Consider the following 24219-nt stretch of genomic DNA (forward strand, 5'->3'; position numbering starts at 1 on the left):
ACGGCGGTGGTCTTGCCGGCACCGTTCTGCCCCAGCAGGGCGAACACGGACCCGGCCGGGATACGCAGATCGATGCCGTCGAGGACGGTCTTGTCGCCGTAGGACTTGCGCAGCCCGTTCGCCGCGATGGCCGGGTCGGTCATGAGAGTCGCTCCTTCGAAGGTCACGGGTGGCAGTCAGGGGGTCAGAGGCTGCGGGCGGTGATGTCGCCGTAGCCGGTGGTGGCGCTGATGTCGAGCCGGGCGGCGGCACCCTCGCCGTTCCTGAGCGAGTTGCGGATCCGGCCGTAGGACGTGGAGGCGTCCAGCGAGGCCGAGACGCCGGCGGCGGCCCCGACGGAGATCTCGCCGTGTCCGGTGCGCAGGGTGACGGTGCCACCCGTGGCCTCGCTGACGCGCAGGTCGCCCGCGCCGCTGGTGATCTCGGCGGGGCCGTCCAGACGGCCGACCAGGGCGTCGCCGGCCAGGAGGGCCAGACGGGCGCCGGCGACCTCGTCGAGCTTGACCGAACCGTGCGCGCCGTCGATGGAGACCTCGCCCAGCCGTCCGACGCCGCGGAACTCGGCGGCGGCCGCCGTGGCCTCGACACGGGAGCCGGCGGGCAGCTGGACCGTGACCTCCAGGCTTCCGGAGGGGCCGAGGAGTTCGTTCTTCGCCTTGGGGGCCTCGATCCGCAGCACCCCGTCCCGATAGTCGACCGTGGTCCGCTCGGCGGCCTTGACGTCACGGTCCTTGGAGGCGTTGGCGGGCCGGACCTCGACGGTGGTGTCGACCCGGTCGGCGGCGATGAACCGCACGTGTCCGGCCGAGATGTTCAGCACCGCGGAGATCGGGGCGGGGGTGTCGAACTTCTGCATCGTGCTCTCCTTCACGTCCTTGTTTCCGACAAGGGAAAAGCTACGTTGCATTCACAGATCCAGCAACGCATTCGTTGCACAGATCCACTGTTTATGCAGGTCAACGGCTTCATTTCGTTGCACTGAGTTCGAATCTAACGCAACGAGATGCGCCACTTGCGTTGCAATGAATCGAAGTGAACGCTATGGTGGCCACACCACGGAGCACGAAGGAGACAGCGATGCCGGGAGGCAGGCTCACTCAGCAGGAACGCCGGCAGATCGCGCTGGGGCTGGCCGACGGCCTCGCCTACGCGGAGATCGCCAGACGCCTCGACCGTCCCACGTCGACGGTCACCCGTGAGGTGATGCGCAACGGCGGCCCCACCGGCTACCGCGCCGAGCCGGCGCACCGCGCCACCGAGCGCCGCGCCCACCGCCGTCGCCCGACCACGCCCCTCGCCGCGCGGGCGCCCGAGCAGCCGTACGGGCGCGACGCCGAGGCCGTGCGCGAGTACGAGGAGACGTTCACGACCGTCATGACGGCCTCGGGGATGCCCACGATGATGGCCCGGGTGATGGCCTGCCTCACGCTCACCGACAGCGGCAGCCTCACCGCGTCCGAGCTGGCCCAGCGCCTCCAGGTCAGCCCCGCGTCCATCTCCAAGGCGATCACGTTCCTCAACGGCCAGGGCATGGTCCGCCGGGAACAGGGCGAGCGCCGCCGCGAGCGCTACGTCGTCGACGACGACGTCTGGTACCAGTCGATGCTCGCCAGCGCCCGTGGCATCGCCCAGGTCGTCGAGACCGCCCGTCAGGGCGTCGGTGTCCTCGGCACCGGCACTCCCGCCGCCGCCCGCCTGGAGAACGTCGCCCGCTTCCTCGACTTCGTCGGCGAGAGCACCGTCCGCGCCGCGGAACAGGCCCGCGAGATCCTCCACACCAAGCCCCGGACGCCCGCGGACGACGAGACCGCCGAGCGCGGCTCGGCGCACGGTTAGACGCCGTCACGGACTGCGGCGGAAGCGGCGCAGGGCCGGGAGCGGGCCTCCGCCGGAGGTGACGAAGGTGCCCGCGCCCTGGACTCTGCGGGGGCGTCTGGCGTCCGCGTCCCAGAGCGCGAGTTCGGGGTCGTAGGGACCGAGGACCATCCGGATGCCGTCCGGGGTGTCCGCGTCCACCGGGCTGTCGAAGACCCGCACCGGGTGGGTGGCGTCCCAGGCGGGCCAGCCCGGGGTGCCCTCCGTGACGAAGCGGACCCAGGCGGTGTGCATGGCGGCGGCGAGGTCGTGCGGCGGGTCCTCTCCGGCGAGCTTGGCGGACGCCGAGGTGTCGCCGGTGTCGAAGACGAAACCGAGTTCGAGGGCGTGGCAGGAGCCGAGGGCGGGGGTGCCGGAGGGCCAGGCGAACTCGTAGACGTAGGACCGGGCGTGGTCGAGGCGGGCGTCCGCCACGCGGTGCAGGGGGACGCGCAGCAGGTGGTCGGTGACGAGCCGGCCGACCAGGTCGGCGGTGCCCTTGTCGGGGTGGAGTTCGCGGTAGCAGCGGGGCAGCTCGGGGCCGCAGCGGCAGCGGGCGCGCGCGCCGGCCAGGGCGACCGTGCCGAGCCGGTCGACACGCTCCTGGAGGCCGCCGGGGACGAGCCAGAGGCGGTGTTCGTCGCGGGTCCAGCCCATGAGGAGGTCGGTCCCGGGGGCCGCGCCGTGCTCGGTCAGCGCTACCAGCGGATCGGTGGGCAGCAGGTCGCCGTCGACGACGAGGCCGAAGGCGGGGCCGCCCAGCACCGGACTGCTGAGGCGGCCCGCCTCCGCCTGCGCCTCGACGAGAGCGGTCCGGTCCACGGCGGCGAAGGCCTCGGCGGTCGCCGGGACCTTCAGCCGGGTCGCCATCCGGCGGACCATGCGGCGCACCTTGTCCCGGTCCAGGGCCTCGGGCGGCCCGCTCTGCAGGACGGCCCGCCGGAACAGGCCCCGCGCGCGGGGGGCGGCCAGCAGCGCGCCGACGCTGATGGCGCCCGCCGACTGGCCGGACAGGGTCACCCGGTCCGGGTCGCCGCCGAACCCGGCGATCGCCTCGCGCACCCACTCCAGCGCGGCCAGTTGGTCACGCAGTCCGCGGTTGGGCGGTGCGTCCGGGAAGAGGCCGTAACCCTCCACTCCCAGGCGGTAGTTGAGGGACACCAGCACCACACCGTCACGGGCGAAGGCGGCACCGTCGTAGACCGGGACCGCCGACGAGCCCCGGGTGAGCGCACCGCCGTGGATCCAGAGCATGACCGGCAGCCGGGCGGCGGGGTCCGGGGCCGGCGTCCACACGTTCAGGTTGAGGCAGTCGTCGCCCGGGACGACGGGGTCCGACAGATAGCGGGCGAACGCCTCCGAGTACGGCGGCTTCGGAGGCGTGGGCCCGAAATCGACGGCGTCCCGTACCCCCTCCCAGGGCTCGGGCGGGACGGGCGGGCGGAACCGGTGGGGGCCGAAGGGCGGGGCCGCGTAGGGGATGCCCCGGAAGACCGCGATCCCGTTCTCGTGGCCGTCCCCGTGCTCGTACGTGCCGCGTACGAGCCCGTACGGCGTCCTGACCACGGGGCCCTGCCGGTCTGCCGTCATCGCACCAGCTCCTCACGCCCGCCCGCTCGTGGACCGTCGTCCACCTCAGAGCACCACATCCCTACGCGGTATTCCGGTCGTGCCGGGTCTTCGGACGGCCGTTCGGGGGACGGCGGGCCCGTCCGGCGCCGTCCGGCCTACGTGAGGGCGCCGAACCCCAGGTGGTCGTAGCCGCCGCCGGTCGAGCCGTAGTCACCGCCGCCGCCCTCGGGCGGACGCGTTCGGTGATGTACGACGGACAGGCCCCGTCGCCGTGCGTAGTGGTGGTGGACGAGGTCCCACACCGGGCGGAACCGGCTCCGGCCGCCTGCCCGCCGGACGGAGGGTCAGACCGCGGCGAGCCGGGAGACCAGCAGCTCCACCCTCGGCCCGGTGTACTCCCGCGGCACCCGTCCCGACCGGGTCAGGGTCGCCACCCCGTGCAGGGACGCCCAGAACAACTCGGTGAACAGCCCCGGCTCCACGCCGTCCCCGGCGACCTCGCCGAGGCACTCCAGCAGCGCGGCGAAGGCGTCCTTGAGAGGTTCCGGTGTGTCCTCCTGCGCGAACGCCAGGCCGCCGTCGAGCTGGAACATCGCGTCATAGACCGCCGGGTTGCGTTCGGCGAAGTCCAGGTAGGCGCGGGCGAGGGCGGTGACCCGGGCGCGAGGACCGCCGTCCGCCGCGGAGACCGCGGCCCGCAGCACCGCGGCCAGCTCGGCCGCGCCTTCCAGGGCGACGGCGCCGATGATCTCGCGCTTGCCACGGAAATGGCTGTAGAGGACGGGCTGGCTGTATTCGATGCGCTCGGCGAGCCGACGCGTGGTGACCGCGTCCCAGCCCTGCTGCTCGGCGAGTTCACGGGCCGTCGCCACGATGAGGCGCTCGCGTTCAGCCCGCTCGCGCTGCTTGCGTTCCTGTACCGACATACCTCGATTCTAGCATTGCTAGACAAAGGAGCGTTAGCAGTACTAGCGTTGACTCATCAGCTAGCAGCACTAGATATTGCGAGGGTCGCCATGCTCAACGCACTTGAGGTCGTCACCACCGTGCTCGTCGGCGTGATGGTGGGGGTGGAGTTCTCCGTCGCCTTCGTCATGAACCGGATCTTCGACGCCCTCCCGGACGACAGCAATCAGCAGGCCCGCTCCCACGGGGGCCGGATGCTCGGCGCCGTGATGCCGGTCTGGTACATCGGCTCACTCGTCCTCGTCGGCATCTGGGCCGTCGCCGGGTGGCACCACCACGGCACCGGTCTCGTCATCACCGCGGGCGCGCTGCTGATCGCCAGCGTGATCATGTCGATCCTGCTGCTCGTGCCGATCAACAACCAGGGCAAGACCTGGACGTCCGACAACCGGCCCGACGACTGGAAGCAGCAGATGAAGCGCTGGGAGCGCTACCACTACGCCCGCGTCGCCGTCATCGTCGCCGCCTTCACCCTGCTGGTCGCCGCCCTCGCCTGAGGCGGCGGCGGGCCCTCGCGTCCCCGAGCCGGGGAATGCGAGGGCCCGCTTTCCTGGGTGCTCGACGGCGTTCGCCCCCCAGCTCCCTTGTTCGAAGTTTCGAAAGTTTTGGCCTGGGCGGTCCTGTGAATCCCCGCTTCTTCCCGCCGTGTTGAGTTGGGCTTACCGTAGGAAGCGCTTGCTACGCGGTGCACACCTGCGCCGTGCGAGAGACGCTGTTCGAAAATTTCACCGGCCCTCGGGACGGGGCCCTGAGAGGTGGAGTCGCGATGGTGCGTGGCGGGAGCGCGACGGCCGGGCCGACGCTGGCGGTGGTGGCGCGCGAGGCCGGGGTGTCCGTGCCGACCGCCTCGAAGGTGGTCAACGGCCGCGAGGACGTGGCCCCGGAGACCAGGCGCCGGGTCACCGAGGCGTTGGACCGGCTCGGTTACGTCCGCAGACCCCGGTTCGAGGCGTCGCAACCACCGCGCATGGTCGACCTGGTGGTCCACTCCCTGGAGAGTTCCTGGTCGGGCGCGGTCCTGCACGGTGTCGAACAGGCCGCCCACGAGGCCGGCCTGGAGGTCGTGGTCTCGGCCGGCCTGACCCGCACCCGGGGCGCCCGCCCCGAACGCGGCTGGTTCGACAAGCTGACCGCACGGGGCTCCGCGGGCGTGCTGTTCAACCTCGCCGAGCTGTCCCCCGCCCAGTACTCCTGGCTCACCCAGCACCGCATCCCGTTCGTGCTCATCGACCCGGTCCTGGAACCGCCGCCGGGCGTGGTGTCTGTCGGCGCGGCCAACTGGCAGGGCGGGATGACCGCCACCGACCATCTGCTGTCCCTGGGGCACGAGCGGATCGCCGTGATCGCCGGATACCGGCGCAAGATGTGCAGCAGCGCCCGGGTGGCGGGCTACCGCTCGGCGCTGACGGCCGCGCGGATCCCGTACCGGCCGGAGTACGTCCGCTACGGCAACTTCATGGAGACCACCGCCCACCACCGTATGCTCGAGCTGCTCGATCTTCCCGAGCCGCCCACCGCCGTGTTCGTCTGCTCGGACAAGATGGCCCTCGGGGTGTACGAGGCGCTGGCCGAGCGGGGGCTGCGGGTGCCGGACGACATCAGCGTGGTCGGATTCGACGACCTTCCCGAGGCCCGCTGGGCGACTCCCGGGCTGACCACCGTCCGCCAGCCGCTCTCGGAGATGGCCCAGAGCGCTCTCCGGCTGCTGGTGCGGATGATGGAGGGCGACCAACCGGAGGGCACACGCACGGAGTTGTCGACGCGACTGGTGGAGCGGTCCAGCACGGGGGTGCCGCGCTCGGCCTGAGCAGGTCGGCGCGGGGTGGGAGCCTGGTGCGTTTTGGTTCGGTCAAGTGGTTGCGGCGACCCTGAGTTCCGGTGAACGGTTGGCGTCGTGGGACCGTACGGATAGGGATTCGCCCCTCGGGTGTTCCGGCGGCCGATCCGGCCCCGGCCCACTCCGCGCCACCAGCACCGAGCTCGACATGCTCCACAGGGAAGGACCTTCGGGTTGTCGCACATACGCTCTCCGCAGCTTCCGGGACCGACACCGGCACCGGACGACGACAGAACCCCCGACGAAGCCGCCCGTCCGGAGCCGACGTCGGAAGCGGGTTCCACGGACGCGGTGGCGACGGCGGGCGAACAGGCGGCGGCGGAAGCGGGTACGCAGACAGAGACGGCCTCCACCGTCGAGGCCGAGCCGGAGCCCGAGGCCACGTCCGAGCCCGCGGCCGAGCCGGAACCCAAAGCCAAGTCCGAGGCCAAGTCCGAGGCCAAGTCCGAGGCCAAGTCCGAGGCCAGTGCGGAATCCGCGCCCGAAGCAGAGACGCAGACCGAGTCGGAGCCGGCGACGGAGTCGGAACCGATGACGGAACCCGAGCCGGAACCGGAGCCGATGACGGAACCGGATTCGGCATCGGAGCAGACGTCGGGCCTAGGTTCGACCCCGGATCCGGAATCGGAACCGGAGCAGGAGTCGAAGCAGGAGTCGACCCCCGACCCGCAACCAGAGCCCGCCCCGACATCGACTCCTGCCCCGCCCCTCTCCCCATCCCCATCCCCATCCCCATCCGCGTCACCCTCGCCGCCCCCCGCCGCAGCCCCCTCCGGCTGGCGGGCCGCGCACCCCCGGGCCGCGCGGGCCGTCACCTGGGCCGTGACCGGACTGGCCGTCGCGCTCGTCATGTTCGCGCTGCTCGTGCCGAACGACATCACCCGCATCGAGTTCGGACGCTTCCTGCGCATCCCGGCGGAGGGCATCCTGGTCGCCGGGCTGCTGCTCGTCCTGCCGACGAAGGCGCGGCGCGTGGCGGTGGTGGTGGTCGGGGTCCTGCTCGGGCTGCTGACGATCGTCAAGGTGCTGGACATGGGGTCGTACTGGACCCTGGACCGCCCGTTCGACCTGGTGCTCGACTGGATCCTGCTGGACGACGCGCAGTCGTTCATGAAGGACTCGCTCGGCGGCGCCGCCGCGCAGGCCGCGACGGTCGGCGTGATCCTCCTCGCGCTGGCGCTGCCGGTGCTGATGACGCTGGCGGTCGTGCGGATCAGCAGGCTGATGGTGCGCCACCGGCACACGGCCGGCCGTACGCTGCTCGTCCTGGGCACCGCATGGATCACGTGTTCGACGCTGACGCTGGAGGTGTCCGACGTCCCGGTGGCCTCGCACAGCGCGGCGACGCTCGTGGAGAACCGGATCGAGGCGGTGAACGACGGGCTGAAGGACGGGGAGGCGTTCCGTAAGCAGTCCGCGGTGGACGCCTTCGCGGACGTGCCGCCCGATCAGCTCCTGACGGGGCTTCGCGGCAAGGACGTACTGATCACGTTCATCGAGAGCTATGGCCGCTCCGCGATCGACGACCCGCGGATGGGTGAGCCGCTCAGCCAGACGCTCGCGCAGAAGACGCGGGAGCTGAAGGACGCCGGTTACGCGTCGCAGAGCGGCTGGCTGCGCTCCCCCATCACCGGCGCCGGCAGCTGGCTGGGCCACTCCACGTTCCTGTCCGGTCTGTGGATCAAGAACCAGTCGCGTTACGCCAACCTCGTCGCGAGCGACCGGCTCACCCTGACCGAGGCGTTCCGTCGAACCGGCGCCTGGCGCACGGTCGGTGTCGTGCCCGGCACCCAGATGGCCTGGCCCGAGGGCAAGTACTTCGGCCTCGACCACATCTACGACTCCGACCAACTCGGCTACAAGGGTCCGAAGTTCAGCTGGTCGACCATGCCCGACCAGTACACGCTGAAGGCCTTCGAGGAGTTGGAGCACGGCAAGAAGGACCGCGAGCCGATGATGGCGGAGATCATCCTGACCTCCAGCCACAACCCGTGGGCACCGATCCCGCGCACGATCCCCGACGACCAGGTCGGCGACGGGTCCGTCTACCACTCGCTGCAGAAGGCCGAGGGCAAGAACCCCACGGAGGTCTGGAAGGACCCGCTGGCCGTACGGGACGAGTACCGCAAGTCGATCCAGTACTCGGTGAGCAGCCTCGTCGACTTCGTCGCGAAGCACGGCTCCCGGGACACCGTGCTGGTCTTCCTCGGTGACCACCAGCCCAACAAGACGGTCACCGGCGACAACCCCAGCCATGACGTGCCGGTCTCGATCGTCGCCAAGGACCCCGAGGTGCTGAAGAAGGTCGCCGACTGGGGCTGGACCGACGGTCTCCAGCCGGCCGACGACACCCCGGTGTGGCGGATGGACAAGTTCCGCGACCGCTTCATGACGGCGTTCGGCCCGCAGGGCCAGGCCGCGCCGTAGGAGTCCGGCCGGCTCGCCCGCCCCGGTGCGGCGGTGTCCGGGCTCACCCCGACGTGCCCACCTCGTTGTCGGGTGCCCCGTCGCCCACTGGGGGGAGGTCGCCGCGTTCGGCCGGCTGCCCGTCGTGCGAGGGCGAGGGCGCGGGCTGGGGCTCGTCCTGGTGGCGGCGCGGAAGGATGCAGGCCAGTTCGGCGTCGGTGGGGCGGTGGGCGGCCCGGGCGGCGGCCCGCAGGGTGGCGCGGTCGACGGCGTCCGTGGCGGCGCTGATCAGGACGAGGTGCCCGTCCTGCGGCACCGCGTACTCGTGCTGACCCACCGAGGTGCGGTACCAGGCGTCACCGTCGCGCTCACAGCCGACCGTCCCCTCGGTGCCCCGGCCGAGCGGACGCTCGGGACAGTTCTCGGCGGTCATCGTGCCGCGGTCGACGAGAAGCAGGAGCTGGGCGCTGTTCCTCCGGGACCAGTAGGCGGCGGAGAAACCGTCGGCGCCGTACACGCCGACCGACTGACGGGCCAGCGTGAATCCCGGGGCCTCGGTGACGTAGACGAGCCCCGGCGCGAGGCCCAACGCCTCGGCCCGAGCGGTCAGCTCCGCCCGGTCGGGGACCGGCGCCAAGGGCGCACGGCCCGTGTCCACGACCTTCTCCGTCCCGCAGGCGGTGAGCAGCAGCGACGGCAGCAGGGCCAGGGGCAGCAGGACACGCGCGGTACGGGGCATGTGCATGCCCACATCTTGCCGCACAGCTGTTCCACAGGTGGGCCGAAGAGTCCGTACTCGTGAGAGCGCTTACTCACACGGTTCCTGTCGGGGTCCGTGTCCGATTCCTTCAAGACCGGCCGTCACCGGGCCGCCTACGGTGGCCCTATGACTCCACGACTCGACGCGATCGGGATGGTGGCCTCGGACATGGCCGCCTCCGTCGCCTTCTACCGCCGCCTCGGTTTCGCCTTCCCGAAGGGCGCCGAGAACCTGCCGCACGCCGAGGCCCACCTGCCCGGCGGGCTGCGGCTGCTGCTCGACACCGAGGAGACCGTCCGCTCCTTCCACCCGGGGTACCGCCCGGGAACGGGTGGCGGCGCCGGGCTCGCCCTGCTGTGCGACAGTCCGGCCGAAGTCGACGCGGTGTACGAGGAGTTGGTGGACGCGGGGTACCGGGGCGAACTCAAGCCGTGGGACGCGGTGTGGGGCCAGCGGTACGCCGTGATCCTCGACCCCGACGGCAATGGCGTCGACCTCTTCGCACCCCTGCCGGAACCCGCCGCCGGGTGACCGTTCGGCCCGCTCCCCGCGGTCACCGGCGACCGCGACGGCCGGCCGCCGAGCGGGACGCCCGTCGCGCTACCGGCCGGCGAGCAGTTCGCCCAGCGGCAGTCCCGCCAACTCCCTGACGTCCCGGGCCAGATGCGCCTGGTCGGCGTAGCCGGTCCGGGCGGCCGTCTCGGCGAAGGGCAGTCCGTCCCGGGCGAGCGCGAGCGCCCGTCGCAGCCGGAGCACCCGCGCCAGCGTCTTGGGGCCGTACCCGAAGGCGACGAGCGACCGGCGGTGCAACTGCCGGGCTCCCAGGCCGAGTCGGTCGGCGGTCGCCGCGACGGTCCGCCCCGCGTCGAGGTCGGCGACGATCTGCCGCAGGACCGGATCGGGCCGGCCCACCTCGGCCGCCCGCCCCAGGACCACCTCCTCCAGCCCGCTCGCCGGATCACGCGCCGCGTTCACCCGGACGGTGAGCCGTCGCACGACCGCCGGGGACCACAGGTCCGCCAGCTCCACCCGCCGGTCCCGCAGTTCGTGCGCGGGTACACCGAGGAAGGCGGGCGCGGTACCCGGAGAGAACCGCAGGCCCGCCCAACCGCTGGGGTGCCCCGCGGGGACGTACGCCCTGGTGTCCGGTCCGGCGACCAGCAGCCGCCCGTCGTTCCACAGCAGATCCATGCACCCGTCCGGCAGCACCCGCGCGGGGCCGGCCCCGCGCGGGCCGTCGGGTGCGTTCGTCCACACGACGGCCCCGTCACCCAGCCGAGAAGCCCTCTCCGCGTACACACGAGGAAGGCTACGCCTGTGGCCACCGGCCGTCCGGGGCCGGGAGCGGCGAGCGGCGAGCGGCGTGGGAACGTGGGGGTGCGGGGGGATGTGGCGGCCGCGGGTCGTCCGTGGCTGATCGCGCGGTTCCCCGTGCCCTACTCCTCCCCCTTCTTCACCGGCGGACGCAGTCGCGACGTCACGTCCTCCGGGGGGAGGAAGCGGGACCAGCGCTCCGGGAACTCGGAAGGCATGTCGGGGTCCTCGGGGTCGTGGGTGCGGGCGGCGGCGGCACGGGCCACGTACTCGGCGGCCTGCTCCTCGCGGAGGCGTTCGTTGGCGGCGCGGGCGGCGGCCGTGGCGGCGGCGGGCCAGACGCGGTCGATCGCGGCGTTGACGGCGGCGCCGACGAGGACGGCGAAGGCGCCCACCCCGATCCAGAGCAGGACCGCGACGGCGGCGGCCAGGGAGCCGTAGATCGTCGCGCCCTCGACGGTGTTGGAGAGGTAGATGCGGAGCAGGAAGCTGCCGAGCACCCACATGCCGAGCGCGACGAGGGCGCCGGGGACGTCCTCGACCCAGGGCGAGCGGACCGGCACCGACACGTGGTAGAGCGTCGTCAGGAAGACGATCGACAGGACGATCACGACGGGCCAGTAGAGGACCTGGACCACGGTCGCCGACCACGGGACGATCCGGACGACGGCGTCGGGCCCGGCGACCATCAGCGGCAGGGCGATCGAGCCGATCAGCAGGGCCACGATGAACAGCAGGAACGCCATCAGGCGGGTCTTGACGATGCCGCGGACGCCGTCGAGGCCGTACATGACGGTGATGGTGTCGATGAAGACGTTCACCGCACGGGAGCCGGACCACAGGGCGAACAGGAAGCCTATGGAGATGACGTCGGGGCGACCGCCCTTCATCACGTCGTCCAGGATGGGCTGCGCGATCTGCGCGACCCCCTTCTCGGACAGGACGGTGCGCGAGGCCTCCAGGAGGTTGAGCTCCAGGCTGGCGATGGTGTCGGCGCCGGTCCAGTCGTCGACGTAGCCGAGCAGGCCGATCATGCTGAGCAGCAGCGGCGGCACGGAGAGCAGCGAGAAGAACGCCGCCTCGGCCGCGAGGCCCAGGATGCGGTACTCGATGCAGGAGTTGACGGTGTCCTTCAGGAGCAGCCATGCGGTCCTGCGCTTGGAGACGTCCCGGTAGAGGGCACGCGCGCGGTGGAGACGCCCATGCGGGCTCTCGGGCGGTGGGGGTGACTGACTTGCTGGCTGCACGCCCTAAAGGTATCCGCCTGCGCGTGTCACCCTCACCTCCCCCGTGCCGTCGGCCGCGGCGGGGTCCGCGTGCGGCGCACGGTTCCCTCCGGACGCGTGACGGGGCAGCAAACAAAGGGAAACCCAGGAGAAACCAAAGGTGATTCCGAATCGCCTTTTCTGTCATGCACGTGCTGGCCGAATCACTGCGGGGCCGGAAGGTGAACGTTCGGGCATATCCGTATCATTCCACGGTAAGTTTCCCGATGGAGCGCGGGGCGGGTTCGGGTCCGGCACGTCCGAAGAGATCGGGAAAGGGGCGGGAAAGCGTCAATCACCCGGCCCCGCTTGACCCGTTCCCGAATGTACCGAAAGAATCCGGATTGCATTCCGCTGCACCCATCCGGACCAGCCGCCGGCACAGCGCACACCGGGGAACTCGCACAGGTCCCGAGCAGGCCTGATCGATTCCGTCCCACACGTCACCTCTTTCCGTTTCCGCAACCCCCCTCGCAAATTCCCCTCCTTCTGTCATTCCGCGCGCCGTCCCGTTCACCCCCGGGCGCCTTCCATCGCCATACCTGTCGCGGAGAAATTCAATGACATTGCCAGCGCCACGACCCGTGGTGGAAACACCGGGCGAGGTCCAGGAGGCCGAGCCGGACGCGGCGGAATCGTACACCGCCACCGAACGACTCATGGCCGAACTCCTGGCCGACGTCGCTTGCGTCGAACATATATCCGCAGAAAGTCATTTCTTCGACGATCTCGGTGCCAACTCGCTCACGATGGCGCACTTCTGCGCCCGGGTCAGGAAGCACCCCGAACTGCCGTCGGTGTCCATCCGGGACGTCTACGGCCACCCCACCCTCCGCAGCCTCGCCGCCGCGCTGGCGAAGGCCCCGGCGACGCCGGCCGCCCCACCGCCGCCCGCCGAACCCGTGCCCCCGGGCAGCACCGTCCGCTACACCCTGTGCGGGGTACTGCAGTTGCTCCTCTTCGCGGGGTACTGCCTCCTGGCCACCACCGGATACGTACAGGGGTACGAGTGGGTGGCGGACGCCTCGGGGTTCGTCGCGGTCTACCTGCGCTCGGCGGTCTTCGGCGCGCTCGCCCTGTCCGCCCTGTGCGTCCTGCCGGTCGCCGCCAAATGGCTGCTGATCGGGCGGTGGAAGCCCGTGGAGTTCCCCGTCTGGGGCCCCGCGTACCTGCGGTTCTGGATCGTCAAGGCGCTGCTGCGCACCAGCCCGATGCTCCTGTTCGTCGGCAACCCGCTGTACGTGCTGTACCTGCGCGCCCTCGGCGCCCGCATCGGACCGGGCGTCACCGTCCTCAGCCGCACCCTCCCGGTCTGCACCGACCTGCTGACGATCGGCGCGGGCACGGTGATCCGCAAGGACTCCGCCTTCCTCTGCTACCGGGCGCGGGCCGGGCGCATCCGCACCGGCCCCGTCACCCTCGGCCGGGACGTCTTCGTCGGCGAGCACACCGTCCTCGACATCGGCACCGCCCTGGGTGACGGCTCCCAGCTCGGCCACTCCTCCGCGCTGCGGGACGGCGAGTCGGTCCCGGCCGGTGAGAGCTGGCACGGCTCACCGGCCCGGCGCACGGACGTGGACCACATCCGGGTCGCCCCGCTCCCCTGCGGCACGCTCCGGCGGGCCGGATACGGGTCCGCCGCCCTGCTCCAGGCGCTGCTGCTGTACGTGCCCCTGACCATCGGCGGGGCCTATCTGCTGCTCACCGCCGCGCCCGAGCTGGAGACCCTGCTCGACCCGGCGTCACTGCACCTCACCACCGCCCGCTTCTACGCCGAGGCGGCGGCCCTGTCGCTCGCGCTGTTCGCCGGCTCCGTCGTCGCGGCCGCCGTCGCCGTCTTCGTCGTACCGCGGCTGCTGCGCCCGCTGGTGAAGCCGGACCGCACCTATCCGCTGTACGGCTTCCACTACTCGGTGCACCGCACGGTCGCCCGGCTGACCAACCTCAAACTCTTCACCTGGCTGTGCGGCGACAGCTCCTACATCGTCCCCTGTCTCAGGGCCCTCGGATACGACCTCTCACGCGTCGAGCAGACCGGCTCCAACTTCGGGACCGCTGTGCAGCACGAGACGCCGTACCTGGTGAAGGTCGGCGCGGGCACGATGGTCGCGGACGGCCTGTCGGTCATGAACGCGGACTACTCCGGCACCTCGTTCCGGGTGTCCCGGACGGCGATCGGCGGACACAACTTCCTGGGCAACGCCATCGCCTACCCGGTGGGCGGGCGGACCGGCGAGAACTGTCTGCTGGCCACGAAGGTGCTGGTGCCGCTCGACGGCGAGATCCGCGAAGGGGTCGGGCTGCTCGGCTCGCCGCCCTTCGAGATCCCGCGTTCGGTGGAGCGCGACAGTCGCTTCGACCATCTGCGCGAGGGCGAGGAGCTGCGCCGGCGCCTCGCCGCGAAGAACCGCTTCAACCTGCGCTCGATGGGACTGTTCCTGTTCCTGCGCTGGCTGCACACCTTCGCGCTCACCGTGCTCGGCTTCGCGGCCTTCGACCTGTACGGCCACGGGGACGGCCCGGCGGGACTGCTCGCGCTCGCCGCGCTGCCCCTGGCGGCGCTGGTGTTCACCGTCCTGTACCACGCGCTGGTGGAACGGTCCCTGACCCGCTTCCGGCCGCTGCGGCCGAGGTTGTGCTCCATCTACGACCCGGTCTTCTGGCGGCAGGAACGGCTGTGGAAGCTGCCGGACGCCCACCTGGAGGTGCTCAACGGCACCCCCTACAAGAGCCTCGTCTGGCGGCTGCTGGGGGTGCGGATCGGGCGCCGGGTCTTCGACGACGGGGTGTACATCACCGAGCGCACCCTGACGGCCGTCGGGGACGACTGCACACTCGCCGCCGGGAGCAAGATCCAGGCGCATTCTCAGGAGGACGGCACCTTCAAGTCCGACCACGTCACGATCGGCGCCGGCAGCACGCTGGAGGTCGGGGCGTTCGTCCACTACGGCGTCGTCCTCGGCGAAGGAGCCGTGCTCGCGCCCGACTCCTTCCTGATGAAGGGCGAGGAGGTGCCGCCGCACGCGCGCTGGGGCGGGAACCCGGCGACGGAGAACACCGGAACACGGTGAATCGGGGGGAAACGATGGACCGTTCGGAGTCGGGCAAGGCTGCCCGCACGTACTGGCACGAGGTGCTCACCGCCGGGGGGCGGACCGCGATACCGCGGTGGAGCGCCGACCCGGAGAAGGGGGTGGGCGTCCACGAAGTCGCCCTGCCCGAAGGACTGTTGACGGCCGTCGACGGCGCGGCCGCGCTGCTCGCCGCCCACGCGAAGGTGCTCGCCGCGTTGTCGGGCGAGAGCGAGGTCACCATCGGCCTGCTGGAGGACGGCCGTCTGCTGCCGTGCCGGCTCCGCGTCACGCCCGACGGCACCTGGCGCGCGTTGCTGGAGCACGCCCACCGGATCACGGCGGAGCTGCTGACACACGCCGGATATCCGGTGGACGCCCTGCGGCACGAACTGGGGCTCTCGGAGCCGCCGTTCGAGACGGTGCTCGACACCGGCGGGGGCGACGGCGACCTCGACACCGACGTGGCCCTGCGGGTGGGGCTGGTGCACCGCGACGACGGCCCGGCGCTGCGGCTGCGCTACCGCACCGACGTGCTCGACGAGGACGGCGGGGCCCGGATCGCCGGATACCACGTCACCGCCCTCACCCTGCTGGCCACCGGACCGGACGCCGGGCACAGCGGGCGGAGTCTGGTGTCGGACGACGAACTCCGGTTCCAGCTCGACGGATTGGCCGGGCCCCTGCGCGATCTGCCGGACCGCCGGGTGCACGAGCTGTTCGAGCAGCGGGTCGTGGCGCACCCGGACGCCGTCGCGGCCGTCCACGGCGAGCGGCAGTGGACGTACCGCGAACTCAACTCCCGTGCCAACCGGCTCGGCCGGGCCCTGCTGGCCCGGGGCCTCGGCCACGAGGATGTCGTCGCGGTGGTGACCGAACGCGACCTCGACTGGATGGCGGCCGTCCTCGCGGTGTTCAAGGCGGGCGGCGTCTATCTGCCCGTCGAGCCGCACTTCCCCGCCGAGCGCATCGCCACCACACTGGCTCGCGCCGGATGCGAGCTGGTGCTCACCGAACGGGGCAGCACGACCACGCTGGACCGGGCGCTGACCACCCTGCCCGGGGTGCGGCGGCTGCTCGTCGAGGACGCGTACGACGAGGCCCACCAGGACTTCGACCTCGGTCTGGAGATCGCCCCGGACCGGCTCGCGTACATCTACTTCACGTCCGGTTCCACGGGCGAGCCCAAGGGCGCGATGTGCGAGCACGCCGGGATGCTCAACCATCTCCACGCCAAGCTCGACGACCTCGGCATCGGCGAGGGGGACACTGTCGCGCAGACCGCGCCCCAGTGTTTCGACATCTCCCTGTGGCAGCTGCTGGCCGGACCCCTGGCCGGTGGCCGGACCCTCCTGGTGGAGCAGGAGGTGATCCTGGACGTCGAGCGGTTCGTGGACCGCGTCGTCGGCGGCCGGGTGAACGTGCTGCAGGTCGTGCCGTCGTACCTGGAAGCGGTCCTCGCCCATCTGGAGCGGTACCCGCGCGAACTGCCCGACCTGCGCCGGGTGTCGGTCACCGGGGAGGCGCTGAAGAGGGAGCTGGCGGAGCGCTGGTTCGCGGGCGAGCCGGGGATACCCCTGGTCAACGCCTACGGGCTGACCGAGACCTCGGACGACACCAACCACGAGGTGATGGACCGGGCTCCGGAGGGGGGCCGGGTGCCCCTGGGCCGTCCCGTGCGGAACGTGCGCGTGTACGTCGTCGACGAGCGTCTCTCGCTCGTGCCGCTGGGCGCGCCGGGGGAGATCGTCTTCTCCGGGGTGTGTGTCGGGCGAGGGTACGTCAACGATCCCGAGCGCACCGCGCAGGCCTTCACCACCGACCCCTACCGGCCCGGCGAGCGCCTCTACCGCAGCGGGGACCACGGGCGCTGGCGGCCCGACGGAAAGCTGGAGTTCCTCGGCCGCCGGGACACCCAGGTCAAGGTGCGCGGCTTCCGCATCGAGATCGGCGAGGTGGAGAACGCGCTGCTCAAGGTGGCGGGGGTGCGGGACGGCGCGGTGGTGGTCGCCGGGGGCGAGCGGCTGGTCGCCTTCCACTCCGGCCGGCCCCTCGCGGCCGAGGAGTTGCGGGACCGGCTGGCGGCCTCGCTGCCGGCGTACATGGTGCCGTCGGTGTTCCATCGGCGCGAGAGCCTGCCGCTGACCGCCAACGGCAAGACCGACCGGCGGACGCTGACGGCGCTGGCCGAGGAACTCGACGCGGTGGACGGCCGGCCGGGCGAGCCGCCGGCGACGGCGACCGAGGAGCGGCTGGCCGACGCGTGGGCCGAGGTGCTCGGTGTGCCACGCGCCGGGATCGGCCGGCACGACCACTTCTTCGACCGGGGCGGCACCTCGCTGTCGGCGGTGAAGCTCGCGATCGCCCTGCGGCGGGCGGTCTCCCCCAAGGACGTGACCACCCATCCGGTGCTGTCCGGGCTGGCCGGACTGATAGACACCAGGGCCACCGCCGGCCCCGCCACCCTCGGGAGGACGTCATGAGTTTCCTGGGCCGCCGCGCCGCCGGGCGCCGCCGGAAGGACGCGGCGGCGGCCCCGTCGTCCGCGACCGCCCTGCCGCTGCCGGACATCGAGCTGTCGACCGACAGCCCGCCGCTGCTCACGGTCTCCCCCGCCGAACCCGCAGCCCGGTGGGCGGCCGGGCGGCGGGACGCCCTGCGGGCCGCCGTCGCCGAGCACGGCTCGGTGCTGGTGCGCGGACTCGGACTGCGGGACGCCGCCGAAGTGGGCGCCGTCTTCCGGGGGCTGACCGACACGCTGATGACCGAGAGGGAGGCGTTCGCGCCCCGGCGGACGTACGCGCGGGGCGTGTACTCGTCGACGGCCTGGCCGCCGAACCAACCGATGTGCATGCACCACGAGTCGAGCTACGGCGTGCGGGTCCCCGGTCTGCTGCTCCTCGCCTGTCTGGAGGCCGCCGAGCGGGGCGGGGCGACCGGGATCGCCGACTCGGCGGCCGTCCTGGCCGCGCTCCCGGCGGAGTTGACCGAACGGTTCGAGCGGGACGGCTGGCTGCTCACCCGCTCGTACAACGACGAGATCGGCGCGTCGGTCGCCGAGGCGTTCGGCACCGACGACCGGACCGTCGTCGAGGCCTACTGCCGGGCGCACTCCATCGCCTTCGACTGGGGGCCCGACGGGACCCTGCGCACCCGGCAGCGGCGCCCCGCCGTTCTCCGGCACCCGGTGAGCGGCCACCGCTGCTGGTTCAACCAGATCGCGTTCCTCAGCGAATGGACCATGGACGCCGAGGTGCGCGAGTACCTGGTGGACCTGTACGGGGCCGACGGGCTGCCCTTCAACACCCGCTACGGCGACGGCGAACCGATCGGCGCCGACGTGGTCGAGACGCTCAACGAGGTCTACGAGGCGCACACCGTCCGCCGGCCGTGGCGGCCGGGCGACCTGCTCCTCGTCGACAACCTCCGCTGCGCCCACAGCCGTGAGCCGTATCAGGGACCCCGCGAGGTGCTGGTGGGCCTCGCGGACCCGGTACGGCCGGCGGACTTCCGGCCGGCCGGCTTCCCCACGAAGGAGAGTCCCGTATGACCGAGGTTCCGGGTTTCGCCGTGATCTCCGGCGCCCAGGTGCAGCAGGCCCTGCGGGGACGGGAGCGGGAGATCGTCGAACTGGTCGAGTCCGCCTACCTCCTGCACGGGAACGGGGACACCGGCGACACGGTCAACCCGCCGTCGTACTTCCTGCGCTTCCCCGACCGGCCGTCCTCGCGGATCATCGCGCTGCCCGCCTCGCTCGGCGGGAGGTTCCAGGTGGACGGGCTGAAGTGGATCTCCAGTTTCCCGGAGAACACGGCGTCCGGGCTGCCGCGCGCGTCCGCCGTGCTGATCCTCAACGACCATGCCACCGGCTATCCGTTCGCGTGCCTGGAGGCCTCGGTCATCAGTGCCACCCGGACGGCGGCGTCGGCGGCGCTGGCGGCCGACCGGCTGAGCGGGCGCCGGGGGGCGCCGCGCCCGGCCCGGGTCGGCTTCCTCGGCACCGGCCTGATCGCCCGGTACATCCACACGTTCCTCGCGGCGACGGACTTCGCGTTCGAGGAGGTGGGGGTGTACGACCTGTCCGCGGACAGCGTGGCCGGGTTCCGGGGGTACCTGGAGCGGTCCGGCGCCGACGGGCGGGTGACCGTGTACGACGGCGCCGAGGACGTGATCCGGGCGAGCGACCTGGTGGTCTTCGCGACGATCGCGGGCGAGCCGCACGTCCATGAACCGAAGTGGTTCGCCCACAACCCGCTGGTGCTGCACGTGTCGCTGCGCGATCTCGCGCCCGAGGTGCTGCTCGCGTCGGCGAACTTCGTCGACGACGTCGAGCACTGTCTGAAGGCGAACACGTCACCGCACCTGACCGAACAGCTCACCGGCGCCCGGGACTTCCTCGACGGAACGCTCCACGACGTCCTCACCGGCCGGGCGTCCGTGCCGGCGGACCGTCCGGTGGTCTTCTCGCCCTTCGGCCTCGGGGTCCTCGACCTCGCGGTCGGCGGTCATGTCCACGAGCACGTGGCCCGCTCCGGCGGACTGCGGGTCGTGGACGACTTCTTCCACGAGCTGCGCCGCCACGGCTGAACGGCCGGGCGCAGCGCGTACGACAGTGCACAACCAGGGGGGCAGCGGTGCCAGTCATATCCGTTCCCACGGACTTCAACGAGGAGGAGCTGTACGTCGATCTGCGCCAGGTCGTCGGACATCAGCTCTTCCTGAAGTGCGAGGGGTTCAACTTCGCCGGCTCGATCAAGCTCAAGGCCGCGTCCGAGATGGTGCGGGCCGCCGAACGGGAGGGGCGGCTGAGGCCGGGCTCGACGCTGGTCGAGTCGTCGTCCGGCAATCTGGGCGTCGCGCTGAGCATGATCGCGGCGAGCCGGGGCCACCGGTTCCTGTGCGTGACCGATTCCCGGTGCAATCCGCAGACCCGGCGCGTGATCGAGGCGCTGGGCAGCCGGGTCCACGTCATCTCCGAGCCGGACCCGCACGGCGGTTTCCTCGGTGCCCGGATCGCGTACGTGCGCGCGCTGTGCGCGACCGACCCGCGGTACGTGTGGCTGGACCAGTACACCAACGAGGCGAACTGGCAGGCGCACTACCGCACCACCGCGCCCGCCGTCGCCCGGCAGTTCCCACGCCTGGACGTGCTGTTCGTGGGGGTCGGCACCTCGGGGACGCTGATGGGCTGCGCCCGGTGGTTCTGGGAGCGGCGGCGCCGGGTGCGGATCGTCGCGGTGGACAGTGTCGGCTCGGTCGCGTTCGGCGGGGCGCCGGGCCGCCGGATGATCCCGGGGCTCGGCACGAGCGTGAGCCCGGCGCTGCTCGACGCGTCCTATGTGGACGACGTCGTCCGGGTGGAGGAGGCCGACACCGTACGGGCGTGTCACCGCATGGCCCGGCGCGGCTTCCTCTTCGGGGGCTCCACCGGCACGGTCGTCAGCGGCGCCGGCGCGTGGCTGGCCCGCAACGGCTCGCCCGACACCACGGCGGTGGCGGTCTCCCCGGACCTCGGGGAGCGCTACCTCGACACGATCTACCGGCCGGGCTGGCCGCAGGAGCAGTACGGGGAGGGTGTGGCGGCCCCGGAGGAGGAGTTCGGCACGGGTGACGTGGGGACGGGCGAGCTGGCGGCGCCCGTCTGACCGGCCCGCGCGGTCCGGCGCCGGACCGTCCTGGTCCGGCGCCGGGCACCCGCCGCCGGACACCGGTTGCGTCGCCGTGACGACGTGACGCCGACGGGTAGGTTCCGGATATGGCATCCAGCACCCACGAAGTGACCAATCAGGCTCCGCCCCTGGTGGACTACGACGTCTTCGCCGCCGACCAGGTGCTCGGCGAGGCGGTCGAGCGGCATCTGGCTCCGGAGCTGCTGGACGAGGCGCGCGAGGAGCTGTCGGGGTTCGGCCGTACGGCGGGCTCCGCCCAGGTGCAGGAGTGGGGGCGGCTGGCGAACGAGAACCCGCCGAAGCTGCGGGCGTACGACCGGTACGGGAACCGGGTGGACGAGGTGGAGTTCCATCCGTCGTGGCACCGGCTGCTCGGCAAGGGGGTGTCGGCGGGACTGACCGCGGCCTGGACGCGGCCCGGGGGGCATGTGCGGCGGGCGGCCGCGTTCGTCGTCTGGACCCAGGTCGAGACCGGCAACGGCTGCCCGCTGTCGATGACGCACGCGGCGGTGCCCGCCCTGCGCACGGACCCGGCGCTCGCCGCCGAGTGGGAGCCGCGGCTGACGTCCATGCTCTACGACTGGGACATGCGGCCCGCCGGGCAGAAGGCCGGCGCCCTCTTCGGGATGGCCATGACCGAGAAGCAGGGCGGCAGCGACGTACGCGCCAACGCCACCGTCGCACGGCCGCTGGCCGAGGACGGGACGTACGAGCTGACCGGGCACAAGTGGTTCTGCTCGGCGCCGATGTCGGACGGGTTCCTCGTGCTGGCGCAGGCTCCGGGAGGGCTCACGTGCTTCCTGGTGCCCCGGGTGCTGGCCGACGGGTCACGGAACGTGTTCCGCATCCAGCGGCTGAAGGAGAAGCTGGGCAACCGCTCCAACGCCTCCGCCGAGGTCGAGTTCGACGGGACGTGGGCGCGCCGGGTCGGGGACGAGGGGCGGGGGGTGCGCACGATCATCGGGATGGTGGCCGCCACCCGGCTGGACTGCGCGCTGGGCGCGGCCTCGCTGATGCGGCAGGCGGTGGCGCAGGCGGTGCACCACTGCGCGCACCGGGAGGCGTTCGGCGGGCCTCTGATCGACAAGCCGCTGATGCGCAACGTCCTCGCGGATCTGGCGTTGGAGTCGGAGGCGGCGACGGTGCTGGCGATGCGGGTGGCGGCGGCGTACGACGCTGCGGAGTCGGGCGACGGATACGAACGTGCGTTCCTGCGGCTCGCGGTGCCCGTGGCCAAGTACTGGGTGACCAAGCGCTGTGCCCCGCTCGTGGTCGAGGCGTCCGAGTGCCTCGGCGGCAACGGCTATGTCGAGGAGTCCGGCATGCCCCGGCTGCTGCGCGAGTCCCCGCTCAACTCCGTCTGGGAGGGCGCCGGAAACGTGCAGGCCCTGGATGTGCTGCGCGCGCTCCAGCGCGAACCGGGAGCCCTGGACGCCTACTTGCGGGAGGTGGGCCGCGCGCGCGGCGCCGACCACCGGCTCGACGGCGCGATCAAGGGCCTGCTGACCGAACTCGCCGACCTGGACGGCATCGAGGCCCGCGCACGCAGGCTCGTGGAACGGCTCGCCCTCGTCCTGCAAGGGGCGCTCCTCGTGCGATATGCGCCCCCGGCGGTCGCCGACGCGTTCTGCGCCTCCCGGCTCGGCGGCGACCGGGGCACGGCCTTCGGCACCCTGCCGCACACGCTGGATCTGGCGTCGATCGTGGAACGGGCACGTCCGCTCGGCTGAGCCGCCGCGAGGAACCCCGCCCGCGGCGGGCGCCCCTCTTTCGGGTGGTCCGAAGCCGGGTGGCCCGAGTCCCGGGTGGCCCGATGCCGGGCGGTACGACGCGGGAGTGGTGCTGCGCCGACACGGCACCACCCCCGCTTCCAGAGCCCCCTTGAGGAGCGTGTACGTCGCACCGGGGCGACGTCGAACAAGTTTCAAGGGAGGGCGGGGCGGTCCGCCAGGGTTGCAGGGGGTTGCAACTCGTCCGCGCTCTGTGGCCGGAGTGTGCCCCTCCGTGGCCGAAGAGCGGCAGACTGTGAAGCCGCAGTCAACACCGTCGCGCAGAGCCGGATTTCCACGACCACCGGGGCCGAGGAGCCAGGGGCCTGCCGGGGAGGAACGAGTGCCGCACTCGCCGCTGGAAGTCGCGCGGCTCACCGCCACGGACGCCGCCCGAGCGGCCCGCGTCCTCGGCGAGGTACGCGCCCACACCCTCGACGGCCGGCCCTCGAAACCTGCCCCGCGCCCCGCCATCCGCGAGTCCTGGGGCCGTACGGTGAGCAGCGGTGTCGACCCCGACCACGACTTCCGCTCCGACCTCCTCGGCCGCGACGAGATCGAGCGCCGCCGCCGGACCACACGGCTGCGCCACGTCCTGCCGGTGCTCCGCGAGGGGCTGCTCTCCCTGGCGGACACCGCGCAGCACATCATGATGGTCGCCGACGCCGACGCCCGGGTGCTATGGCGGGAGGGCAGTCCGGCCGTACTGCGCAAGGCCGACGGGCAGGGGCTCGGTATCGGCGCGGACTGGCGCGAGGAGACCGTCGGCACGAACGGCATCGGCACCCCCCTCGTCTCCCGCCGCGCCGTCCAGGTCTTCTCCGCCGAGCACTTCGTGCGCGCCCTGCACCCCTGGACCTGCACCGGCGCCCCGGTCACGGACCCGCGCGACGGCAGGCTGCTCGGGGTGGTGGACATCAGCGGTCCCCTGGAGACCCTGCACCCCTCCACCCTCGCCCTGGTCGACGCGGTCGCCAGACTCGCCGAGGCCCGGCTGCGGGACCTGCACCTGACCTCGCTCGAACAACTGCGCGCGGTGGCGGCCCCGGTACTGGCCCGTATCGGCGGCCGCGCGGTCGCCGTCGACCGGGACGGCTGGACGGCCGCGGTGACCGGCATGCCGTACACCAGCCGCGTCGCCCTCCCCAAGTCGCTCTCCCCCGGCCGCTGCTGGCTCCCGGCGCTCGGTCTGTGCACCGTCGATCCGCTGCCCGACGGCTGGCTGATACGCCCCACCGCGGACCCGGCGCCCGCGCCGACCGCCACACACATCACCCTCGACGTCTGCCACCCGCGCCGCTGGAGTGTCACCGTCGCCGGCTCGGCGGGCTCCTGGACCCATGAACTGACCCCCCGCCACGCCGAACTCCTGTACCTCCTGGCCCTGCACCGCGGCGGCCGCAGCGCCTCCGCCCTCGCCGACGACATGTTCGGCGACCCCGCCCGCACCGTCACCGTCCGCGCCGAGATGTCCCGCGTACGCCGCTACCTCGGCGCCTTCCTCGACCACCGCCCGTACCGCTTCACCGAGCGGGCCGACGTCGAAGTCCGGCTGCCCGAGGCCCCGTCGGACCTGTTGCCGCACTCGGTGGCACCGGGGGTGGTGCGGGCGCGGGGCGCCTGCGCGCGTGGTCCGTTCCGCGAGGAAAGACCCCCGGGACACGAGAGAGCCGAGCCGGTCAGCTGAACTCGGGTCGAACATCCGCAACAACTCCCGGTGAACGGATCATGGCCTC

Annotated in this window: 19 protein-coding genes; 12 read left to right on the top strand and 7 right to left on the bottom strand. The window is 72.2% G+C overall.

Features of this window, described 5'->3' with window-relative positions; translation table 11 throughout:
* Both ACWCRJ_RS41085 and ACWCRJ_RS41090 read right to left on the bottom strand, forming a co-directional pair.
* The coding region (locus ACWCRJ_RS41085) for an ATP-binding cassette domain-containing protein (protein WP_450944118.1) at window positions 1-143 on the bottom strand (143 nt) is incomplete at its 3' end.
* Window positions 144-184: 41 nt separating this feature from the next.
* Window positions 185-856, bottom strand: coding sequence for a DUF4097 family beta strand repeat-containing protein (locus tag ACWCRJ_RS41090; RefSeq protein ID WP_450944086.1), 672 nt, complete (start codon window positions 854-856; stop codon window positions 185-187).
* Window positions 857-1077: 221 nt separating this feature from the next.
* On the opposite strand from ACWCRJ_RS41090, the gene ACWCRJ_RS41095 reads away from it, so the two are divergent.
* A complete protein-coding gene (locus tag ACWCRJ_RS41095) occupies window positions 1078-1836 on the top strand; it encodes a helix-turn-helix domain-containing protein (protein WP_450944087.1) in 759 nt (252 codons plus the stop codon).
* Window positions 1837-1842: 6 nt separating this feature from the next.
* On the opposite strand, the gene ACWCRJ_RS41100 is transcribed toward ACWCRJ_RS41095, so the two are convergent.
* Both ACWCRJ_RS41100 and ACWCRJ_RS41105 read right to left on the bottom strand, forming a co-directional pair.
* The gene (locus ACWCRJ_RS41100; RefSeq protein ID WP_450944088.1) at window positions 1843-3444 is read right to left on the bottom strand and encodes a carboxylesterase/lipase family protein; all 1602 of its coding nucleotides are present in this window, start codon (window positions 3442-3444) and stop codon (window positions 1843-1845) included.
* A gap of 326 nt (window positions 3445-3770) precedes the next feature.
* Window positions 3771-4352 carry a TetR/AcrR family transcriptional regulator gene (locus ACWCRJ_RS41105; RefSeq protein ID WP_450944089.1) on the bottom strand — a complete coding sequence of 194 codons (582 nt, stop codon included), beginning with the start codon at window positions 4350-4352 and terminating at the stop codon, window positions 3771-3773.
* Window positions 4353-4442: 90 nt separating this feature from the next.
* On the opposite strand from ACWCRJ_RS41105, the gene ACWCRJ_RS41110 reads away from it, so the two are divergent.
* The 3 genes from ACWCRJ_RS41110 (at window position 4443) to ACWCRJ_RS41120 (ending at window position 8656) form a co-directional block, all read left to right on the top strand.
* The gene (locus ACWCRJ_RS41110; RefSeq protein WP_450944090.1) at window positions 4443-4889 is read left to right on the top strand and encodes a DUF1772 domain-containing protein; all 447 of its coding nucleotides are present in this window, start codon (window positions 4443-4445) and stop codon (window positions 4887-4889) included.
* Window positions 4890-5158: 269 nt separating this feature from the next.
* Window positions 5159-6199, top strand: a complete 1041-nt coding sequence (locus tag ACWCRJ_RS41115; RefSeq protein WP_450944091.1) for a LacI family DNA-binding transcriptional regulator — start codon at window positions 5159-5161, stop codon at window positions 6197-6199.
* Window positions 6200-6403: 204 nt separating this feature from the next.
* Window positions 6404-8656, top strand: a complete 2253-nt coding sequence (locus tag ACWCRJ_RS41120; protein WP_450944092.1) for a sulfatase — start codon at window positions 6404-6406, stop codon at window positions 8654-8656.
* Window positions 8657-8699: 43 nt separating this feature from the next.
* Here the strand turns inward: ACWCRJ_RS41120 and ACWCRJ_RS41125 are convergent, their stop codons facing one another.
* Complete coding sequence (locus ACWCRJ_RS41125; protein WP_450944093.1) at window positions 8700-9380, bottom strand: hypothetical protein; 681 nt, start codon at window positions 9378-9380, stop codon at window positions 8700-8702.
* Window positions 9381-9521: 141 nt separating this feature from the next.
* Here ACWCRJ_RS41125 and ACWCRJ_RS41130 point away from each other — a divergent pair, with 141 nt between their 5' ends.
* Complete coding sequence (locus ACWCRJ_RS41130; RefSeq protein WP_450944094.1) at window positions 9522-9926, top strand: VOC family protein; 405 nt, start codon at window positions 9522-9524, stop codon at window positions 9924-9926.
* 69 nt (window positions 9927-9995) lie between these two features.
* On the opposite strand, the gene ACWCRJ_RS41135 is transcribed toward ACWCRJ_RS41130, so the two are convergent.
* Both ACWCRJ_RS41135 and ACWCRJ_RS41140 read right to left on the bottom strand, forming a co-directional pair.
* On the bottom strand, window positions 9996-10694 hold the full coding sequence (locus tag ACWCRJ_RS41135; RefSeq protein ID WP_450944095.1) for a helix-turn-helix domain-containing protein: 699 nt from the start codon (window positions 10692-10694) through the stop codon (window positions 9996-9998).
* Between the two features lie 137 nt (window positions 10695-10831).
* The gene (locus ACWCRJ_RS41140; protein ID WP_179859985.1) at window positions 10832-11956 is read right to left on the bottom strand and encodes a YihY/virulence factor BrkB family protein; all 1125 of its coding nucleotides are present in this window, start codon (window positions 11954-11956) and stop codon (window positions 10832-10834) included.
* Between the two features lie 578 nt (window positions 11957-12534).
* Between ACWCRJ_RS41140 and ACWCRJ_RS41145 the strand changes: the two genes are divergently transcribed.
* The 7 genes from ACWCRJ_RS41145 to ACWCRJ_RS41175 all read left to right on the top strand — a co-directional run bounded on the left by ACWCRJ_RS41145 (window position 12535) and on the right by ACWCRJ_RS41175 (window position 24170).
* The gene (locus tag ACWCRJ_RS41145) at window positions 12535-15045 is read left to right on the top strand and encodes a Pls/PosA family non-ribosomal peptide synthetase (RefSeq protein ID WP_450944096.1); all 2511 of its coding nucleotides are present in this window, start codon (window positions 12535-12537) and stop codon (window positions 15043-15045) included.
* 14 nt (window positions 15046-15059) lie between these two features.
* Complete coding sequence (locus ACWCRJ_RS41150) at window positions 15060-17528, top strand: non-ribosomal peptide synthetase (protein WP_450944097.1); 2469 nt, start codon at window positions 15060-15062, stop codon at window positions 17526-17528.
* Complete coding sequence (locus ACWCRJ_RS41155; protein WP_450944098.1) at window positions 17525-18595, top strand: TauD/TfdA family dioxygenase; 1071 nt, start codon at window positions 17525-17527, stop codon at window positions 18593-18595. Before ACWCRJ_RS41150 ends, ACWCRJ_RS41155 begins: the two co-directional genes overlap by 4 nt.
* On the top strand, window positions 18592-19632 hold the full coding sequence (gene sbnB / locus ACWCRJ_RS41160) for a 2,3-diaminopropionate biosynthesis protein SbnB (RefSeq protein WP_450944099.1): 1041 nt from the start codon (window positions 18592-18594) through the stop codon (window positions 19630-19632). Before ACWCRJ_RS41155 ends, sbnB begins: the two co-directional genes overlap by 4 nt.
* Window positions 19633-19679: 47 nt before the next feature.
* Window positions 19680-20690, top strand: a complete 1011-nt coding sequence (gene sbnA, locus ACWCRJ_RS41165; RefSeq protein WP_450944100.1) for a 2,3-diaminopropionate biosynthesis protein SbnA — start codon at window positions 19680-19682, stop codon at window positions 20688-20690.
* A gap of 110 nt (window positions 20691-20800) precedes the next feature.
* Window positions 20801-22444, top strand: a complete 1644-nt coding sequence (locus ACWCRJ_RS41170; RefSeq protein ID WP_450944101.1) for an acyl-CoA dehydrogenase family protein — start codon at window positions 20801-20803, stop codon at window positions 22442-22444.
* Between the two features lie 382 nt (window positions 22445-22826).
* Entirely contained in the window at window positions 22827-24170 is a 1344-nt protein-coding gene (locus tag ACWCRJ_RS41175; protein ID WP_450944102.1) for a GAF domain-containing protein, read from the top strand.
* Window positions 24171-24219 lie beyond the last annotated feature (49 nt).

The organism is Streptomyces sp. NPDC002324 (assembly GCF_053593335.1).

Bases quoted from the DNA above. Each gene is read 5' to 3' on its own strand.
- ACWCRJ_RS41090 (WP_450944086.1), bottom strand. From the start codon at position 856: ATGCAGAAGTTCGACACCCCCGCCCCGATCTCCGCGGTGCTGAACATC.
- ACWCRJ_RS41095 (WP_450944087.1), top strand. From the start codon at position 1,078: ATGCCGGGAGGCAGGCTCACTCAGCAGGAACGCCGGCAGATCGCGCTG.
- ACWCRJ_RS41100 (WP_450944088.1), bottom strand. From the start codon at position 3,444: ATGACGGCAGACCGGCAGGGCCCCGTGGTCAGGACGCCGTACGGGCTC.
- ACWCRJ_RS41105 (WP_450944089.1), bottom strand. From the start codon at position 4,352: ATGTCGGTACAGGAACGCAAGCAGCGCGAGCGGGCTGAACGCGAGCGC.
- ACWCRJ_RS41110 (WP_450944090.1), top strand. From the start codon at position 4,443: ATGCTCAACGCACTTGAGGTCGTCACCACCGTGCTCGTCGGCGTGATG.
- ACWCRJ_RS41115 (WP_450944091.1), top strand. From the start codon at position 5,159: ATGGTGCGTGGCGGGAGCGCGACGGCCGGGCCGACGCTGGCGGTGGTG.
- ACWCRJ_RS41125 (WP_450944093.1), bottom strand. From the start codon at position 9,380: ATGCACATGCCCCGTACCGCGCGTGTCCTGCTGCCCCTGGCCCTGCTG.
- ACWCRJ_RS41130 (WP_450944094.1), top strand. From the start codon at position 9,522: ATGACTCCACGACTCGACGCGATCGGGATGGTGGCCTCGGACATGGCC.
- ACWCRJ_RS41145 (WP_450944096.1), top strand. From the start codon at position 12,535: ATGACATTGCCAGCGCCACGACCCGTGGTGGAAACACCGGGCGAGGTC.
- ACWCRJ_RS41150 (WP_450944097.1), top strand. From the start codon at position 15,060: ATGGACCGTTCGGAGTCGGGCAAGGCTGCCCGCACGTACTGGCACGAG.
- ACWCRJ_RS41155 (WP_450944098.1), top strand. From the start codon at position 17,525: ATGAGTTTCCTGGGCCGCCGCGCCGCCGGGCGCCGCCGGAAGGACGCG.
- sbnB (WP_450944099.1), top strand. From the start codon at position 18,592: ATGACCGAGGTTCCGGGTTTCGCCGTGATCTCCGGCGCCCAGGTGCAG.
- ACWCRJ_RS41170 (WP_450944101.1), top strand. From the start codon at position 20,801: ATGGCATCCAGCACCCACGAAGTGACCAATCAGGCTCCGCCCCTGGTG.